We start from the raw sequence: 17,545 nt of genomic DNA on the forward strand, positions 1-17,545 counted from the left end.
AATGCCGCCAGGGACGCTCCGCGTTCCCCTTCTGGGGGGTGACGCGGAGCGTCACGGGATGCATTCCCACGCAGAGCGTGGGAACGATCATCAGTTCGTATCGACGCTATTTTCGCCCAAGCTGCCCGTCTGTCCCATGAAACGCCTGCCCCAGCGCCGCCAGTCGCTCCGCCAAGGGCGGCAGGCATTGGCTGCTGCGGGTCAGCACGCCGATGTTGTCGGCGTTGCGCTCGGCCACGGCCTGCACGGTTTGCAGCCGCTCATTGATGCCCATTGACGCCGCGGACTGTTGCTGGGTCGTGCTGGCGATCAGATCGTTGAAATGGTTGATCACCGCGATGTCTTCCACGACGGCATGCAGCAGCTGCGAGGCCTGCTGGCTGGCGGACACGCAACGCTCGACCCCTTCGCGGCTGTCTTGCATGGCGATGGCGGCCTGGCGGCTGCCCTGTTGCAGCTTGGCGATGATCTGCTGGATTTCCGTGGTGGATGTCGAGGTCCGTTGTGACAGCGTCCGGACCTCGTCGGCCACCACGGCAAATCCGCGCCCCTGCTCCCCGGCGCGGGCCGCCTCGATGGCGGCGTTGAGGGCCAGCAGGTTGGTTTGCTCGGCGATGCTGTTGATCACGTCCAGCACCTGGCCGATCTGCTGCGCCTGCTCGGCCAGCAGTTGCACGGTTTCATTGGTCAGGTTGATGCGCCCCGCCAACTCGAGAATATCTTCGCGGGTCTGGTCAACGGTGGTGCGCCCCCGGTTGACTTGCTCGTTGGCCTGTCCGGCGCGTTGCAGCGTCTGGCCGACATGGCCGGTAATATTTTCCATGGCCTGCATCAACTGGCCGATCGCGCCGCTCATCTGTGCCACTTCGTCCAACTGGTGCCGGGCACCGTTTTCCAGGGTCTGGCCGACCTGGGACAAGTCCTGGCCGAGGTCCGATAGCTGACGGGTATCGCGCACCACGCCGTCCACCAGGTGGGTCACTTGCTCGAGGAAATGGTCGAAACGCTCGCCGGACGAGACTTTCACGCCCTGGTTGCGTTGTGTACCGGGGTCACGGCTCAACTGCGCAGCGGCGGCCAGCACCTTGTCGAGCACGTCCTGGTTGTCCGTTGCATCGGCCAGGCTCTGGTTCGCCAGGTAGATCAGAATCACGCTTTCGACAACGACATAAAAGGCATGGACGAAAATCATCGTCCATCCACCGTGGGCATCCATCACGAATACCGGGTATCCAAGATGCTGGAGCCAATGGAAACCGACGTGGTGGATGGCAATGGTGGCGGCGGCCACGACGATCGGCAGCCAGTCGCGATAGAACGTCAACACCGCCAGCAGCACGAAGATGCCGAAGTGGAACTCGATCACGCCGCGGGTCTGGTTGATGTGCAGCGCCGCCATGACCATCAGCGCTATGGCGATGATGCAGCGCATGGCACGGGTGCCGCCAAGGCCGCGGTAGAGCAGCGTGGCCAGCAGGCACGTCGGTGCACCGATCAGCAATGCCTGGGTCAAGGTCGAATGAAGAAATGCCAGGCCCAGCGAATACAAGAGCGTGAGCCAGAGCAGCCCGAGCATGATGCGATCGGCTTTGCGGTAGTGATCGTTAAAGCGCAGGGGCGATTTCATCGGGGCTGTCCTTGTCATGAACGGGTGTCCATCGTCGGCGTATCGACGTCTCGGGACGAAACTGTAGCGCATTGCAACCAATTAATGGCAATTAGCTACCAACCTTTTTGTTCAGCTTCTTTGCTTTATGATGGCGCGATTCCGAATCCCTGACTGATGGAACCACCATGACTTTCGATTTCGACCGGGTGTTCGAACGCCACGGCACCGGCAGCACCAAATGGAGCCGCTACCCAGCCGAGGTATTGCCGATGTGGGTGGCCGATATGGATTTCGCCCCGCCGCCAGTGGTCATCGATGCGCTGCGCATGCGCCTGGAACACCCGATGCTAGGCTACAGCGTGGCCCAGGACAGCCTGCGCGCCGCCATCGTTGCCGATCTCTGGAGCAAGTACGCCTGGCGCGTCGAGCCGCAGCAGGTCCTGTTCCTGCCGGGGGTCGAGCCGGGGTTCAACATGGCGTTGCATGCCTTGGTCGAGCCGCAGCAAAACGTGGTGGTGCAGGTTCCGAACTACCCGCCACTGCGGCATGCGCCGGGCCATTGGCACCTGAACAAGGTAGAGCTGGCGTTCACACCGGTCGATGGCGAGTTCCATACGCCCCTGGCCGAACTGCGCGACGCCTTGCGCGGCGGCGGTGCGCTGCTGCTTAGCAACCCGCACAACCCGCTGGGCAAGGTGTTCGGGCGCGACGAGCTCAAGGCCGTGGCGGACATTTGTGTCGAGCAGGATGCCTGGATCATTTCCGACGAGATCCATGCCGAACTGTGCTTCGATGGCCGCGTGCACATCCCCACCTCGTCCCTCAGCCCGGAGATTGCCGAGCGGACCATCACACTGATGTCGGCCAGCAAGGCCTACAACATCGCAGGGCTGAAGACGTCGTTCGCGATCATCCAGAATGCCAAGCTGCGCGAGCGCGTCAATGGCGCCAGGGCCGGCATGGTCGACAGCGTCAACGCCCTCGGCCTCGAAGCGACCCGTGCCGCCTACAGCGAAGCGGGCCCATGGCTCGACGAATTGAAAGGCTACTTGCAGGCCAACCGCGATTACCTGGTCGAGGCGGTCAAGACTCGCCTTCCCGGTATCACCATGACCGTGCCCCAGGGTACTTACCTGGCGTGGCTGGACTGCTCGGCGCTGGGGCTGGACGATCCGCAAGGGTTTTTCCTGAAGGATGCCAAGGTTGGACTGAGCGCCGGGCTGGATTTTGCTGACGACGCGGGACAATTCGTGCGCCTGAACTTCGGTTGCCCGCGGGCGTTGCTGGAGGAAGGAATCGCGCGGATGGAACGCAGCCTCAAAGCCAGGGGCTGATCAGATCGTCCCGTGGCGAGGGAGCTTGCTCACGCTCGGTTGCGTAGCGACCGCAAGATTGTGGGGCTGCTTCGCACCCCAGCGGGAGCAAGCTCCCTCGCCACAAGAGCGGATCAGTTCAGACCCAGGGGTCAGTCATGCATATCCGGCGTATGCACGAAGCACAGCTTGTTTCCCTCCGGGTCCCGGCAATAGGCGCCGAAATAGTCCTTTGAATATTGCGGCCTTGGACCCGGGGCGCCTTCGTCGAAACCGCCCATGGCGAGGGCCATCTCCCAGGCGGCGCGTACGGCTTGCTGCGAGTCGGCGGCGAAGCTGACTTGCATGCCGTTGCCCCACGTGGCCGGCAGGCCATTGATGGGCACCTGGACGAACACCTGCGGCCAATGCTTGCCGGGCTGATGCCAGCCTTCCCCGGGTGGGCCCGAGTCGTCTTCGCTGTCCATGCGCACCAACCCCAGGCACCCCAGGACGGCATCGTAGAACGCGACCATTTTTGGTAGATCACGCGCACCAATCTGAATGTGACTGAACATGCCCTTCTCCTTATGAAGCATTGTTGCCATTGGAGAGCATGACCGTGCCCGCGTTCAGCGGAACATGAGCACGATCGACGAAACGCTTGGCGGGCACGCTCATCGACCGGCGGAAAAATCCGACCGAACTCTGGTCAAAAACCCGCAGTCCACCCTCCATCGCAACCACTAGGATGGAGAACGACAATGGCCAACTACCCAACCCCGCCTTTTCCAAAACAAAGCCAACCCGTGCCCGGCAGCCAACAGAAGATGGACCCGTACCCGGACTGTGGCGAACAGAGCTACAAAGGCTCCGGGCGCCTGGCGAACAAGATCGCCCTGATCACCGGCGCCGACAGCGGCATCGGGCGCGCCGTGGCGATTGCCTTCGCCCGAGAAGGCGCGGACGTAGCGATTTCCTACCTCAATGAACATGAGGACGCCAAGGAGACCGCACGCTGGGTCGAAGAAGCCGGCCGCCAGTGCCTGTTGCTGCCCGGTGACCTGGCAGACAAGGGGCAATGCCGCAAGGTCGTCGATGAGACCGTGGCGCGCTTCGGGCGCATCGACGTCCTCGTCAACAATGCCGCGTTTCAGATGACCCACGAGACCCTGGAAGAGATCCCGGACGAAGAATGGGTGCGCACGTTCGATATCAACATCACGGCGATGTTCAGGATCTGCCAGGCCGCCGTGCCGCACATGAAGGCCGGGGGTTCGATCATCAATACCACCTCGGTCAACTCCGACATGCCCAAGCCGACGCTGCTGGCCTACGCCACCACCAAGGGCGCCATCGCCAACTTCACCGGTGGCCTGGCGCAAATGCTCGGGTCCAAGGGCATCAGGGTCAACAGCGTCGCGCCAGGACCGATCTGGACGCCACTGATTGTCGCCACCATGCCCGAAGAAGAGGTGCAGAATTTCGGTTCCCAGACACCGCTGGGGCGTCCTGGCCAGCCGGTGGAAGTGGCGCCGATTTTCGTGCTGCTGGCCTCGGATGAGTCCAGCTACATCTCCGGCTCGCGGTATGCGGTGACGGGCGGCAAGCCGATACTCTAAGGCAACGCACGTACCACTGTGGTGAGGGAGCTTGCTCCCTCGCCACAAAAGCGCTCAGGCTCACTCCTCCTTGGCAATCACCGAAATCTTGCCGTTGCGCTCGATAATCGCAAACTTGATCTGCTCCAGGGTCTCGATGCCCTGGCTCGAACGTGCCGCCTCCATGATGTCCGCCTCCACCAGCCGGGCGTGGCGCATGCGACCCTGAAGGATGCGGCCGTCCTCGACGATGATCGTCGGCCCACCGTCGATCAGCCGCGATACCCAATTGGAGCGCAGCTTGAGCAACGAAAATCCGACGTCGATGGCGATCAGCGTGACGATGACCATGAACGCGTTGGTCAGCGAGAAATCGTCCCCCAGCAGCGCCTGCTGGGTAGCCTCGCCAATGATCATCAACAGGACAAAATCGAAGGTGGTGATCTCCGCCAGCGAACGTCGGCCGGCGATCTTGAACAACACCATCAACACCGCATACATAGCGGCGGCTCGCAGTACCGAATCCATACGTCACCTAAGGGAAGATGAATTGATTGAAGCTCACCGTCGCCCCGCCAGGAATAACGATGCGGCTGTGATAAGTCCCGAGGCCTTCGCTGAGCAATGACAGGTGCAGGTTGGCTTGTCCCTGGCCATCCGCCTGGATCCAGAGCTTTACACCCTGCCCGGCGGCGGCTGAGCGTATGGGCTGCGGTTGCACGCTCTGCACCTCGAACGCCTCCAGCCAATCGCCCCCAAGCTCGACTTCCAGCACCGCGTTGGATGCGCCTTTGAGACGCAGGACCATCGGATTGGTCGAGCCGTTGCGATGGAACGCCTCGTATTCGACGCTAATATTGCCGTCAGCGCTTTGCAGTTCGCGACTGCTCAACGGTCCGCGGGAAAACAGCCCGAGCAGGGTCAGGATCACCAACAGTACCAACACGTACCAGCCCACCCGCTCGAACCGCCAGACCTTGTGCTGGAACACCATGTCTTCGCGCACGGGAAACTCGCGGCTGCGATGGTCGTCCTGCTCCCATTGATCGGTCATGGGCGCACTCTCCTAGCGGCGTTCACCCGCCACGGCACGTTGGTGGTAACCGGGCAACTGCTGCAAGACGTACTCGCTGGCCTGCAGTTGCACCTGGCGACGGTCGCCAAAGAAGCGTTCCTGGCGACTGAACAGCGCGCGCTGGCCGTTCACCTGGAACGCCCAGGCAAAGCAGATCGTGCCGGCGGGTATGCCGTCCTTGTCGTCCGGTCCGAGCAGGCCCGTGGTGGCGACGGCGACGTTGGCGTTGGCGTCGTGAAGCGCGCCAAGGGCCATTTCCTCGGCGACCTCGCGACTGGTCAGATTGAAGGTGTCGATGGTGCGCGCCTTGACGCCCAGCAAACGTTGCTTGGCTTCGGGGGAATACACCACATAGCCGCTTTCGATCAGCGAACCGATGCCCGGCACTTCGGCCAGGAGCGTGACGATCAGCCCGGCGGTGCAGGACTCGGCGGTGGTCAGGCGCAGCTCATGCTCGCGCATGTAATCAACCAGGGATTGGGCAACAGTCATGGCATACAGTCCTTCATGGATGCTGTTGGGTTGACCCCTGCCGTTTTGAATCATTCCCTTTATCGCGCCGTCTCCCCGACCGGGCAAATAAATGAAACCCCTGCCCAATCCTGTACCTCATAACGGTATGAGCCTCACGCAGAGGCTGTCCCTGATCAGGAGGTCGTCATGTCTGTACTTTTCGTCAAACTGTTCACCCATCCCGAGTTCGCTTGGGTGGACATTCGCGAGCAGGAACAGGCTCATCCACACCACTACCTGGCCCATCTGCTGTTGCTCGCACTGATTCCGGCGGTGTGCCTGTTCATCGGCACCACCTGGACCGGTTGGAGCCTGGCCGAGAACGAAACGGTGAGGCTGAGTCGCGCCAGCGCATTGCAGTTGTGCGCGCTGCTGTACCTGACCATCGTCATTGGCGTCACGTTGATGGGGCTGTTCATCCGCTGGATGTCGCGCACGTTCGAAGCCCGCCCCTCGATCAACCAATGCATCGGATTTGCGGCCTACACCGCTACACCGTATTTCCTCGCTGGGATCTGCGGGCTCTATCCCAGCCGTTGGCTGGCCGTGGCGGTGCTGCTGGCGGCATCGGCCTATTCGACGTTCCTGCTGTTCGTCGGGCTGCCGAAATTCATGAACCTGAAGAAGGAACAAGGCCTTTTGTACTCGGCCAGCGTCTGGGGCGTCGGCCTGCTGGTGCTGGTGACGATCATGGTGGAAATGATCCTGCTGTGGTTCAACTACTTGCAGCCGGAGTACCTTCGCGTGCCGGTAGGCTGATCCGCCTTGAAGGCGCACAATGCCTGAAGGGGCGGCTTTGCAGGCGTCTGTTTTCGCAATCTTCGCGCAACCCGACTATCCTGCGAGTTTTTGTATCAATGAAATCGAGTCGGCAGTGCCGGACCGCCCCGCCGCCCTTTAAGGCCAAACTTATATGTCATCTCCTAGCAAACGGTCTCCCAACGTGCCACAACGACGAGAGCTGAGCCCCAGCGAATTGGACTTCCCCGTAGTAGGAATCGGCGCCTCCGCAGGCGGTTTGCAGGCCATCAAGCAGTTTTTCGAACACATGCCCAAGGACAATGGCATGGCTTTTGTCGTCGTCTTGCACCTGGCGCCGGATCATCAAAGCATCGCGGACAAAATCATCCAGGAATCAACCAAGATGACCGTGCTGCAAGTCACCGAGACGGTGCCTATCGAGAAAAATCACGTCTACGTGATTTCCCCGGCCCATCAGCTGTTGATGAATGACGGTTACTTGAAGGTTTCCCCGGCCGAACCACGCCAGGGCGGACACGTTGCCATCGATCTGTTCTTTCGTGACCTGGCCGATGTGCACAAGGAGCGGTCGTTCTGCCTGGTACTGTCGGGTACCGGCTCGGACGGCGCGGTGGGGTTGTCGCGGATCAAGGAACAAGGTGGCGTGACCCTCGCGCAATCCCCGGAAGACGCGGAATTCGATGGCATGCCGCAAGCGGCTATCGATACTCAGATGGTCGACCTGGTGCTGCCCGTTGCGGAGATGCCGCAAAAACTCCTGGAGATCTGGCGCAACTCCCAGGCGATCCGCCTGCCGACCGCCAACGACCCGGAAATCCATACCCAGCCTCCCGCGTCGGACCATGAGGCCGCGGTCGCCGAGCAGTTGTTGCATGACATCCTGGTGCAGCTGCGGTCCGGCACCGGGCATGACTTCAAACACTACAAGCGGGCCACCGTGCTACGCCGCATAGAACGACGCATGCAGGTCACGGCCCAGCCGGACCTCAGCGCCTATTACGGGTACTTGCAGAGTCATCCGGAAGAAACCAAGGCACTGCTGGGCGACTTGCTGATAGGCGTGACCAATTTTTTCCGCGACCGCGACGCATTCGAGGCTCTGGAGCGGGATGTCTTGCCCCAGCTTCTCCAACCCGTCGAGCCCGCCAGCGTGCCGCCCGAGGAAATACGCGTCTGGTCGGCCGGCTGCTCCACCGGCGAAGAAGCCTATACGCTGGCGATGCTGATCAGCGATCAGCTACAACACGAGAACAGCTCGGCCAAACTGCAGATCTTCGCCACCGATATTGACGAGCGCGCCATTGCCGTCGGGCGCAACGGTGCCTACCCGGAGGCGATCATTACCGACGTGCCGCCGACGCGCTTGCGCCAGTACTTCATGAAGGACGGCGCGTCTTATCGGGTGCGCAAGGAAATCCGCGAGCGCGTGCTGTTCGCCAAGCACAGCCTCCTGTCGGACCCGCCCTTCTCCCAGATCGACCTGATCGTCTGCCGGAACCTGCTGATCTATCTCGACCGCGAGGTGCAACGCGAAATCCTGCAGATGTTCCACTTCGCCTTGCGACCGGGTGGGTTCCTGTTTCTTGGCTCCTCGGAATCGGCCGATGCCTGCCACGAACTGTTCAGCCCCGTGGACAAGCGCAACCGGATTTTCCGCGCCAAGTACGGCACCACCAGCAGCCGCCGCACGCCGACCATGCCCCGTGGTGGATACGTGCGCAGCACGGTGTCCAAGGCCGCGCCGCTGGCTCCGGTGACGCGCAAGGTGTCATTCGCCGACATACATCTGCGCGCCATCGAGCAGGCTGCGCCTCCCAGCATAATTGTCGATGTCAGCGCCGACATTCTGCACATGACCGAAAGCGCCGGTCGTTTCCTGCGTCATGTGGGCGGCGAGCTGTCGCGCAACCTGCTGACATTGATCACCCCCCAGCTGCGCCTGGAGATCCGCACCGCGCTGTTCCAGGTCCAACAGAACGGCCAGCCGGTCAAGTCCCGGCAGGTCAATCTGGAGAGAGACGGACGGCGCTTCCTGGTGGATTTGCTGGTGCAGCCCTATCGCGATGACCAGTCCGACGGCGAATTCGTATTGGTTGTGTTCGAGGAAGAAGAAGTCGACCCCAGCCAGCAGGCTGAAGCCATCTCCAACCAGACCGAAAACCAGGTTCTATCCAACCTTGAACGCGAGCTGCAGCGGACCAAAGTGCACCTGCAGGACACGATCGAGCAGGCCGAGGTCTCCAGCGAGGAACTGAAGGCCTCCAACGAGGAAATGCAGGCCATCAACGAGGAATTGCGCTCGGCCACCGAAGAGCTGGAAACCAGCAAGGAAGAGCTGCAGTCGATCAATGAAGAACTGCTAACGGTCAACTACGAGCTCAAGACCAAGGTCGAAGAAACCGACAAGATCAACGATTACCTCACCAACCTGATCGCCTCCACGGACATCGCCACGGTGTTCGTCGACCGCAGCATGCGTATCAAATGGTTTACACCGAGGGCCACGGAGATTTTCAGCATGCTGCCGGTGGACACCGGCCGCTCGCTGCTGGACATCACCCATCGCCTGGACTACCCCGGCATGGCCGAAGACGCCACCCAAGTATTCGAGTCGCTGAACATGATCGAGCGCGAGGTCAGCAGCAACGACAGCCGCTGGTACATCGCTCGACTGTTGCCGTACCGCTCCAGCGAGGACCATATCGACGGCACCGTGCTGACCTTCATCGACATCACCAAGCGCCGGGCAGCCGAGGAAGAGCTGCGCCTGGGGGAGGAACGCATGCGACTGGTGGCCGAAAGCACCCGCGACTACGCCATCATCCTCCTGGATGAGCATGGTGTGATCACCAGTTGGAACACCGGGGCCGAGTTGATCTTCGGCCACACCAAGGCTGAAGCCGAAGGGGCCTATTACGATTTTCTCTTCACCCCTGATGACCGTGCGCTTGGCGCTCCGGAAACCGAACTGAGCACCGCCCGCGTCAACGGCCGCTGCGAAGATGAGCGCTGGCACCAACGCAAGGACGGCAGCCGTTTTTATTGCAGCGGCGAAGTCACGCTGCTTCAAGGCGACCACTTGCAGGGCTACGTGAAAATCGCCCGTGACCTCACCGGCCATAAGCGAATGCACGAAGAACAGACCCAGCGGCTGATGGAAACCCAGAACACCAGCCACCTGAAAGATGAATTTTTCGCGGTGATGTCCCACGAGCTCAAGCATCCGCTGAACCTGATCCAGCTCAACGCCGAATTGCTCCGGCGCCTGCCGGTGACCAAGACCGTCAGCGCGGCGGCCAAGGCGGTCAACACCATCTGCGACGCGGTCACCAGCCAGGCGCGGATCATCGACGACCTGCTGGACGTGGCGCGGGTGCGCACCGGCAAGCTCAAGCTCAAGCGCCAGGCAGTCAACCTTGCCCGCGTGCTGCAAGACATCTACACCGTAGTGATCAACGACAACCACCCGAACAAGGTCACCCTGGAATTACCCGAAGGCCCCGGCACCGAGCTGATCATCAACGCCGACCCGACCCGGTTGGAGCAGATCATCTGGAACCTGGTGAACAACGCGCTGAAATTCACCCCCAGCGGTGGTCGCGTGCAACTCGTCGCCAGCCACGACGGCCACATGGGACGCCTGGATGTGAAGGACTCGGGCGTGGGCATTGCGGCGGAGCATCTGAGCGAAGTGTTCGACCTGTTTGGCCAGGCCGAGACCCAGCACGCCACGCATCAACGCGAAGGGCTCGGTATCGGCCTGTCCCTGGTACGGCAGTTGACCGAAGCCCATGGTGGCAGTGTCGAAGTCAAATCCGAAGGGCTGGGCAAAGGCTGCACGTTCACCATTCGCCTGCCGTTGAGCAACGCCGTGATGGTCCCCGAACCGCAAGCCTGCGATGACCAATCCGGACGCTTGAGCGGCATGACGGTGCTGCTGGTGGATGACTCACCCGAGGTGCTCGATACCCTCAAGCTCCTGTTGGAGATGGAAGACGCCCACGTCCTCGCTTTCGACCAGCCGCAGGAAGCCTTGAAAGCAGCCAGGGACGCCCGTTTCGACGTTGTTATTTCGGACTTGGGCATGCCAGTGATGAACGGCCATGAATTGATGGAGGCGTTACGGCAGTTGCCCCACGTCAAACATATCCCCGCCATTGCCCTGACCGGCTACGGCGCGTCCATCGATCTGAAAAAATCCAAGCAATCGGGCTTCGACCAGCACATCGGCAAGCCGGTGTCCTATGACGAGCTGATCGACGCGATTGAGCAATTGCGGCGTTCGCAGGTTTATTAGAGGGTCGCTGGAGATGGGCCGCCTCTGGCTACAGTTCAATTTCTTTGGCGCGAGGCGCTTTCTGGGGCTGGAAACGGCTCTTGTGGCGAGGGGATTTATCCCCGCTGGGCTGCGTAGCAGCCCCAAAAGCAACGACCTCAACCTTACTGGCACACCGAGTTGTCTGGTTTGGGGGCCGCTGCGCAGCCCAACGGGGATTAAATCCCCTCGCCACAATAGAATTTCCGGAGACGCTGTTATTTAGCGGTTTTTTTCATGCCGATCCGCCGGCGCATCTCGGCGGTGATGCCCTGGCGGGTTTTCTTCAGATCCGCCCACGGCTCATGCCCGACCTCTGCCAGACGCTCGTGGACGTTGTGCACGTTCCACAAGTTGGCGCCCTTGAGTTCGGCGATTTCTTCGCGGTAAATCGGCACCGACACCGGCAACCCTTCGCGGGTCCGAGCCGCGTAAGCGCAGATGGTGGTGGCACCGAGGCCGTTGCGCAGGTAATCGATGAAGATCCGCCCTATCCGGTTTTTCGGCCCTGACACCGCCGAGAAGCGATCAGGCAACAGCTTGGCCATGTGGCTGACGATGGCGTGACTGAAGCCCTTGACCTCGTCCCAGCCAAGTTTACGCGTGAGAGGCACCACCACGTGGATGCCCTTGCCGCCGCTGGTCTTGAGAAACGCCTTCAAGCCCAGCTCATCGAGCACCGACAAGGTCAGCTGTGTGGCTTCCACCATGCTTTTCCAGGGCAATGCCGGGTCCGGGTCGAGGTCGAGGACAAAGCGATCAGGCTTGTCCAGATCGACGGACGTTGCGTTCCAGGTGTGCAATTCCACGGTGCTCATCTGTACCGCGCCAATCAGTGCTTCGGCGTTATTGATGATCATCACCGGTTGCCCGGTCAGGTCCTTGTCCAGGCTGGTGATGCCGGGAATGCCCAACCGCTCGGGGTTCTTCTGGAAAAACAGCTCGCCGGCGATGCCGTCCGGTGCCCGTACCAACGCCACCGGACGGTCGGCCAGTTCCGGCAGGATGAAGTCGGCGACGCTGGCGTAATATTCGGCCAGTTGCATTTTTGTCGTGCCACTGCTCGCATCGATAACCCGCTTTGGGTGGGTGATGCGGACCTTGCCCTCCAAGGCCGGCGCCTGGGTGGTCTTGGCCTTGGCTTTTGCCTTGGGCTTGGCGGATGCCGGTTCCGGTTCGTCCTTGGCTGCGGTTTTTTTCTTCGCGGTTTTTTCGACCGGTTTCGGCAGTTCCTGGGTAATCGCCTTCGCCGGCTTGTCGTTGCGCAAACCGTGGAACACCGCATGGCGCACCGAACCCTCCTTGGTCATCTCGGCAAACGCCACTTCGGCCAGCAGCTCGGGCTTAAGCCAGTGCACGCCCTTGGCGTCGTAGCCGGTCGGCGGGTTGACCACGGCGGCTTTTTTCGTCTCCAGGGGCAATAACTGCTGGTAGATGCTTTTTAGCGTGGTTTCGTTGAAGCCGGTGCCGACCTTGCCGGCGTAGCGCAGCTCACCGCTATCGACGTCGTGCAGGCCCAGCAACAGAGCACCGAATGCGCTGCGAGCGCCCTTTGGGTCGCTGAAACCGACCACCACGAACTCCTGGCGATTCTTGCACTTGAGCTTGATCCAGTCGTTGCTGCGGCGCGACACATACGCACTGCCCTGACGCTTGCCGATCAACCCTTCCATCTGCATCTGGCAGGCGCTGTTGAGCAGCGCCTCGGGAGTTTCCTCGAAGGCATCGGAGAAGCGCAGCAGCGGATCTTCGTTGGGCTCAAGCACGGCGGCCAGCGCGGCCCGGCGCTCTTGCACCGGGACTTTGCGCAAATCCATGCCATTGAGGTACGGCAAGTCGAACAGGTAATAAGCGATCTTGCCACTGCTGCCGGCGTCGAAGGCGTTTTGCAGGGCCTGGAAGTCCGGCACGCCTTGCTCATTGGCGACGACCATTTCACCGTCGAGCCAGGCTGATTCCAGTCCCAGCCCGGCCAGGGCCTCGGCCTGTTTCGGCAGTTTGTGGGTCCAGTCGTGGCCGTTGCGCGTGATCAAGCGGACATCGCCGTTGTCGATACGCGCCATGACCCGGTAGCCGTCGAACTTGATCTCGTAGAGCCAGTCGCCATCGGGCGCGCTTTCCACCAAGGTCGCCAGTTCCGGCTTGAGGGTTTCGGGGATCGGGCCGGCCACCGCGCCGCTGAGGGTGGTCTTGGCGTTCTTTTTCGACGGCTTGGCCTTGGCGGTTTTTTCCGGCTGCTTCACAGCGTTGGCCGCGGCAGCCTTGCCCCGGCGCTTGGGCACGATGGTGCGGTCGCTGAGCACGCTGTCCGGCTCGGCCTCGACCACGTTGTACTCGCTTTCCGGACGAGCTGCGTCGTCCTGGTGCTTGATCAGGAACCATTGCTCCTGCTTGCCCGGCATGTGAGTGCGCACCAGGTTCCACAGGCCGGCGAGTTTTTCCCCGCGCAGTTCGAACTTGAGCCGGCCCTTTTCGTAGGATTCGTGCACATCGCCCTGTGGGATCCACACGCCACGGTCCCAGACGATGACCTCACCGGCGCCGTAGTGTCCCTCCGGAATGCTGCCCTCGAAGGTCGCGTAATCGAGCGGATGGTCTTCGACGTGCACGGCCAGGCGCTTGACCTTCGGGTCCAGGGACGGGCCCTTGGGCACCGCCCAGCTCTTGAGCGCGCCGTCCAGTTCCAGGCGGAAGTCGTAATGCAGCCGCGTGGCGTCGTGCTTCTGGATGCAGTACTGCAGGGAGTGGGCGGTTTTCGCCGACTTGCGCGAGCGCTTCGCCGCCGGCTCCGGGGTGGCGGCGAAATCGCGCATGCGGTTGTAATCATCAAGGGTTTTGCTGGTCATGGGCCACCCGCAACTTGCGCAAGGGTGGGATCGGCCACGGGCATGCCCGCGGTTTCCGACAGCAGCTGATCAACGACCCGGCTCAGGGCCTGTTCAATCGAGTCCCCCAGCAGCAAGCCTTGTTCATAGAGCACAACCTGGCGATCGGCACTGGTGCCTTCCTGGATGATCCGGCGGGCTTGCTTGAAAACGTCCTGCACGCCTAGCGCTGTCGCGGTGTCGGCAAAGGTCTGTTCGGCCAGGTTCAGCCATTCGCCGATGAGCATGGGTTGATCCTGCCCTTCAACGATGAACTCCGCGAGGATGCCGTGGCGCTTGGCCCGGTAGCGGTTTTCCTTGAGGATCCAGTGGGACATCAGGCTGTAGTCGGCCCCCGGTTTTGGCTGAGCAACGGCATGGGCCACCATCAGGCGAAACAGCGATACGAGACACAGGACATCGTCGATTCGCGGACAGGCATCGCAGATACGCAGCTCAAGCGTCGGATACCGCGACGAAGGCCTGAGCACCCACCAGCAGTCACTGGGCTGGCGAATGGAACCGGTGCGCGTGAGCATTTCGACGTAGCCGTTGAATGCCGGCTCGTCCTCGAAAAACTCCGGTATACCCATTCGCGGCCATTCATCGCAGGCCACTTGGCGATAACTGCTGAACCCGCTGTGGGCGCCGTTCCAGAACGGTGAAGACGCGCTCAACGCCAACAGCATCGGCAGCCAGGGCAGCACTTCGTTCATGATGCGGACCCGGTCTTGGCCGGTCGGCACCTCTACGTGCACGTGCAGGCCCGACAACACACTGCGTCGCGCCACTCGCTGGTAATCGTCGAACAGTTGCTGGAAATGCAACTCGTCGGTGGGCTGCAAGCCAACGGTGGTCATCGGATGTGAGCCGGCGCTCAATAATCCCAGGCCATGGGGTGCGAGGCGTCGCGTCAGGCCGCTACGCACCTGGGCCAGGTAATCGGCCGCCTCGGCCAGGCTCTGGAAGATCGGCGAAGCCATCTCCACCTGGCTCAGGAACATCTCGTGGGCAAAATGTTCGCCCAGCTCCTCCCGGCATGCCGCAACCGCCGCCGCGGGCGGCTGGTCGGGCATGCGCCGGGTTTGCAGGTCGGTGATGAAATATTCTTCTTCAATGCCGAACTTCAGACGCCTGTTCATCAATATTCCCTCCAATACCCGCACCCGTGCGGGTGACGACCAACGCCACCACGGCGATCCTTTCCACGTCCTGATAACCCCGGGTCAGCAGCTCCTCGCCGAAGACGTCCGGGTCCAATTCCCTGTAGGTCCAGCCGAACTCGGCCGAGTCGCGCCAGGCGCCCAAGGCTTCGAGGAACGGATCGCGGCCATCGACCATCGCCACACCGGTATAGAGCACCAGCGAACCGCCAGGCGTCAGCCGGGGCAACGCCTGCTCGACGATGCGCAGCGACAACCCGGCGCCCAGCGCGCCGCCGCCATGGCGGTAGGCGCGCTCGGACGGGTCGGCCATGTAAGGCGGATTGGCGACGATCAGGTCGAAGCTGCCTTCCACGTCTTGCAGCACGTCACTGTGGCCAATCTCGACGTTGGCGACCTCAGCCAGCGCCGCGTTGACCGCGCAGAGGCGCAAGGCCATTGGATTGATGTCCACGGCCAACACCTGAGCCTCGCGCCGGGCACGGGCAATCACCAGCGCTCCGACGCCGGCACCGCAACCGATGTCCACGGCCCGATGCACCGCGCTGAAGTTCTGTTGCAGATGAGTGTGGATCAGTTGGGCAAAACGGTAGCTGTCCGGGCCAAAAAAAACCGCGTCGGTGGCCTGTGTGGGAAACGGCGAATGGGCGAACAGCATGCCGTCCAGGCTTGACCAGCGCACGCGGCTGTAAAGCAGGCCATCGCGCGCTTCGAGTACTTGGGCGTCCTGTAACTGGCGCTGTTCGTCGGCGGAGATCAGCCCCGGTGCAAACGGCCGCGACCAACCGAACACGTCCCGCAGGGTCTTCGAGCGCTCGTTACCGGGCCGTTGGTTGACCCGTTCGTGGGTCAACGGTGTCGGAGTGATAAAACGGTAGCCGTCGGCGTGCAGTCGGCGACCCAGTTGCAACAGCGCCAGGTCAGGTTCGGACAGGCGATCTTCCTGATTCATGCAAGGCTCCTAACGAAGGGCGGATTTGAGTTCGATGAAGCGGCGGGTCGCCAGCAACCCGGCCGGATGGCTGTGGCAGCGGGCCGAAAGCCAGGGCATCAGGATCTGCATCTGCTCGTCGGGCGCCTTGCCCCGCAGCGTTTGCTGCAAGTTCTGCACATCCGGGTCCTGCGCTGGCGTCGGTGGCTCATGGGCCGCGCCATGACTGCGACGGGCTCCGGGTCGACCGCGCTCGTCCAGCCAGTCGCCGGCGATCCAATCGTGCAGCAGTTGTTTCTCATAGGGGCTGAACACCCCGAACATCGCGGCCCCGGCGCCTTCGATGAGGGTCCAGAACCGACTGTTTTGCGGGTCTTCGTGACGCCGGATCCAGCCTTTGCCCTGCATGGCATTCAAGAAGCCCTGCAGTTGCCCGGGTTCCGCCAGCCATTGATTGACGGTCTTGCCTTCGAATTTGCAGTAGTCGGAATGCATGTGCTGGCCGAACGGGCGCTTGCGCTCGAGCATGTCGAGCAGCTCGCGCTCCAGGTCAAACGACTCGATGACCGCCCGACTGCCCTGCCCCAGATCGTTGAGGCGGTAGCCCCGGGTGACCCGGCGCCAGAACGATTCGCGGTCCGCCTCCATCGGCATCAACTGCATCAGCGACTGCACGGCTTTGTGGGCGTGGCCGGTGCTGGCGTTATCGATGGTCACGTGCAGGGTGAAATAATACGGGTCAATGTCGAGTTCGCTCAGCTCGTAGGCGCTGATCAACAAGTGCAGTGGCAGCTGTTCGTAGCCCAGGTTATAGCCGATGACTTCGGGCAGATACTCGTCGCCAGCATAGCCGAGGGCCAGTTGCACGGCGCCTTGCAGGTAGCGATCGTCATCGATATCGGGCATGTCCGGCAGGCCGTGTTCGGCGAGCAATTTGCGGTAGAGCACCACATGGTTCTGTGCCGGGACGCCGTCGCCAAGCTCTTCCAGGTAGGTGCACAGCAACCCTTCGAAACGGTGGTCATGCCAGTGCTTGAGCACGCCGTACAACCAGGCGCCGTCCACCAGTTTGGTCGGCGCCACGGCCTGGAGGAAATACAAGGCGTGGGCCTTGCTGGTGAAGAACTCCCGACGCCCGCCGTTTTTTCGCCGTTCCAGGTAATCGGCATATTGCCGGGCCACGTCGGCGCTGTGTTGCTCGACCCAGGCCAGCAATGCCGCCGGATCGTCAGGCATTTCCTGCGGAAGTGCGCTGGCTTGTTCAAGGCAGGGTTGCAGGAACGCTTGGGCAACCGCTTGCTTGTCTGCATCGTCGGGGCCTTGCAGCAGCCGCTCGTACGATTGGCGCACGTTACCGGCCGTGGAAAATGGCTGCGCGGTGGCAGGCCGGGATTGAAGGGGTGTCAGCGCAGTCATAAGG

The 17,545-nt window shown here is 61.9% G+C and carries 13 protein-coding genes; 4 read left to right on the forward strand and 9 right to left on the reverse strand.

Annotated elements, in window-relative coordinates:
• Positions 1-106 precede the first annotated feature (106 nt).
• Positions 107-1,627 (reverse strand): methyl-accepting chemotaxis protein, encoded by a 1,521-nt coding sequence (locus J3P82_RS13425; RefSeq protein WP_434557274.1) that lies wholly within the window; start codon positions 1,625-1,627, stop codon positions 107-109.
• A gap of 167 nt (positions 1,628-1,794) precedes the next feature.
• Here J3P82_RS13425 and J3P82_RS13430 point away from each other — a divergent pair, with 167 nt between their 5' ends.
• A complete protein-coding gene (locus tag J3P82_RS13430) occupies positions 1,795-2,943 on the forward strand; it encodes a MalY/PatB family protein (protein WP_434557275.1) in 1,149 nt (382 codons plus the stop codon).
• A gap of 131 nt (positions 2,944-3,074) precedes the next feature.
• Here the strand turns inward: J3P82_RS13430 and J3P82_RS13435 are convergent, their stop codons facing one another.
• Positions 3,075-3,479 carry a VOC family protein gene (locus tag J3P82_RS13435; protein WP_434557276.1) on the reverse strand — a complete coding sequence of 135 codons (405 nt, stop codon included), beginning with the start codon at positions 3,477-3,479 and terminating at the stop codon, positions 3,075-3,077.
• A 186-nt stretch (positions 3,480-3,665) separates the two neighbouring features.
• On the opposite strand from J3P82_RS13435, the gene J3P82_RS13440 reads away from it, so the two are divergent.
• The gene (locus J3P82_RS13440) at positions 3,666-4,523 is read left to right on the forward strand and encodes an SDR family oxidoreductase (protein ID WP_186632555.1); all 858 of its coding nucleotides are present in this window, start codon (positions 3,666-3,668) and stop codon (positions 4,521-4,523) included.
• Positions 4,524-4,583: 60 nt separating this feature from the next.
• Here J3P82_RS13440 and J3P82_RS13445 read toward each other — a convergent pair whose 3' ends face one another.
• The 3 genes from J3P82_RS13445 to J3P82_RS13455 are packed head-to-tail and all read right to left on the reverse strand — an operon-like array spanning position 4,584 to position 6,069.
• The gene (locus tag J3P82_RS13445; RefSeq protein WP_186610290.1) at positions 4,584-5,030 is read right to left on the reverse strand and encodes a DUF421 domain-containing protein; all 447 of its coding nucleotides are present in this window, start codon (positions 5,028-5,030) and stop codon (positions 4,584-4,586) included.
• 7 nt (positions 5,031-5,037) lie between these two features.
• Positions 5,038-5,556, reverse strand: a complete 519-nt coding sequence (locus J3P82_RS13450) for a hypothetical protein (protein ID WP_434557277.1) — start codon at positions 5,554-5,556, stop codon at positions 5,038-5,040.
• 12 nt (positions 5,557-5,568) lie between these two features.
• Complete coding sequence (locus J3P82_RS13455) at positions 5,569-6,069, reverse strand: CinA family protein (RefSeq protein WP_434557278.1); 501 nt, start codon at positions 6,067-6,069, stop codon at positions 5,569-5,571.
• Between the two features lie 168 nt (positions 6,070-6,237).
• Between J3P82_RS13455 and J3P82_RS13460 the strand changes: the two genes are divergently transcribed.
• Together J3P82_RS13460 and J3P82_RS13465 are read left to right on the forward strand one after the other, a co-directional pair.
• The gene (locus tag J3P82_RS13460) at positions 6,238-6,849 is read left to right on the forward strand and encodes a Yip1 family protein (RefSeq protein WP_186632567.1); all 612 of its coding nucleotides are present in this window, start codon (positions 6,238-6,240) and stop codon (positions 6,847-6,849) included.
• Between the two features lie 154 nt (positions 6,850-7,003).
• Positions 7,004-11,149 (forward strand): CheR family methyltransferase, encoded by a 4,146-nt coding sequence (locus J3P82_RS13465; protein ID WP_434557279.1) that lies wholly within the window; start codon positions 7,004-7,006, stop codon positions 11,147-11,149.
• Positions 11,150-11,385: 236 nt separating this feature from the next.
• Here J3P82_RS13465 and ligD read toward each other — a convergent pair whose 3' ends face one another.
• The 4 genes from ligD to J3P82_RS13485 are packed head-to-tail and all read right to left on the reverse strand — an operon-like array spanning position 11,386 to position 17,541.
• The gene (gene ligD / locus J3P82_RS13470) at positions 11,386-14,013 is read right to left on the reverse strand and encodes a DNA ligase D (protein WP_434557280.1); all 2,628 of its coding nucleotides are present in this window, start codon (positions 14,011-14,013) and stop codon (positions 11,386-11,388) included.
• Positions 14,010-15,173 carry a carboxylate-amine ligase gene (locus J3P82_RS13475; protein WP_434557281.1) on the reverse strand — a complete coding sequence of 388 codons (1,164 nt, stop codon included), beginning with the start codon at positions 15,171-15,173 and terminating at the stop codon, positions 14,010-14,012. The genes ligD and J3P82_RS13475 overlap by 4 nt, the downstream gene beginning before the upstream one ends.
• Positions 15,145-16,146, reverse strand: coding sequence for a methyltransferase (locus J3P82_RS13480; protein WP_434557282.1), 1,002 nt, complete (start codon positions 16,144-16,146; stop codon positions 15,145-15,147). Before J3P82_RS13480 ends, J3P82_RS13475 begins: the two co-directional genes overlap by 29 nt.
• A 9-nt stretch (positions 16,147-16,155) precedes the next feature.
• Entirely contained in the window at positions 16,156-17,541 is a 1,386-nt protein-coding gene (locus J3P82_RS13485) for an iron-containing redox enzyme family protein (protein ID WP_434557283.1), read from the reverse strand.
• Positions 17,542-17,545: the final 4 nt, after the last annotated feature.

The sequence above is a fragment of the Pseudomonas sp. Z4-20 genome (assembly GCF_051131955.1).
Lineage (GTDB): Bacteria > Pseudomonadota > Gammaproteobacteria > Pseudomonadales > Pseudomonadaceae > Aquipseudomonas > Aquipseudomonas marvdashtae.

Excerpts from the sequence above, each read along its gene's own strand:
- J3P82_RS13425 (WP_434557274.1), bottom strand. The coding sequence starts at position 1,627 with ATGAAATCGCCCCTGCGCTTTAACGATCACTACCGCAAAGCCGATCGC.
- J3P82_RS13430 (WP_434557275.1), top strand. The coding sequence starts at position 1,795 with ATGACTTTCGATTTCGACCGGGTGTTCGAACGCCACGGCACCGGCAGC.
- J3P82_RS13435 (WP_434557276.1), bottom strand. The coding sequence starts at position 3,479 with ATGTTCAGTCACATTCAGATTGGTGCGCGTGATCTACCAAAAATGGTC.
- J3P82_RS13440 (WP_186632555.1), top strand. The coding sequence starts at position 3,666 with ATGGCCAACTACCCAACCCCGCCTTTTCCAAAACAAAGCCAACCCGTG.
- J3P82_RS13445 (WP_186610290.1), bottom strand. The coding sequence starts at position 5,030 with ATGGATTCGGTACTGCGAGCCGCCGCTATGTATGCGGTGTTGATGGTG.
- J3P82_RS13450 (WP_434557277.1), bottom strand. The coding sequence starts at position 5,556 with ATGACCGATCAATGGGAGCAGGACGACCATCGCAGCCGCGAGTTTCCC.
- J3P82_RS13455 (WP_434557278.1), bottom strand. The coding sequence starts at position 6,069 with ATGACTGTTGCCCAATCCCTGGTTGATTACATGCGCGAGCATGAGCTG.
- J3P82_RS13460 (WP_186632567.1), top strand. The coding sequence starts at position 6,238 with ATGTCTGTACTTTTCGTCAAACTGTTCACCCATCCCGAGTTCGCTTGG.
- J3P82_RS13465 (WP_434557279.1), top strand. The coding sequence starts at position 7,004 with ATGTCATCTCCTAGCAAACGGTCTCCCAACGTGCCACAACGACGAGAG.
- ligD (WP_434557280.1), bottom strand. The coding sequence starts at position 14,013 with ATGACCAGCAAAACCCTTGATGATTACAACCGCATGCGCGATTTCGCC.
- J3P82_RS13475 (WP_434557281.1), bottom strand. The coding sequence starts at position 15,173 with ATGAACAGGCGTCTGAAGTTCGGCATTGAAGAAGAATATTTCATCACC.
- J3P82_RS13480 (WP_434557282.1), bottom strand. The coding sequence starts at position 16,146 with ATGAATCAGGAAGATCGCCTGTCCGAACCTGACCTGGCGCTGTTGCAA.
- J3P82_RS13485 (WP_434557283.1), bottom strand. The coding sequence starts at position 17,541 with ATGACTGCGCTGACACCCCTTCAATCCCGGCCTGCCACCGCGCAGCCA.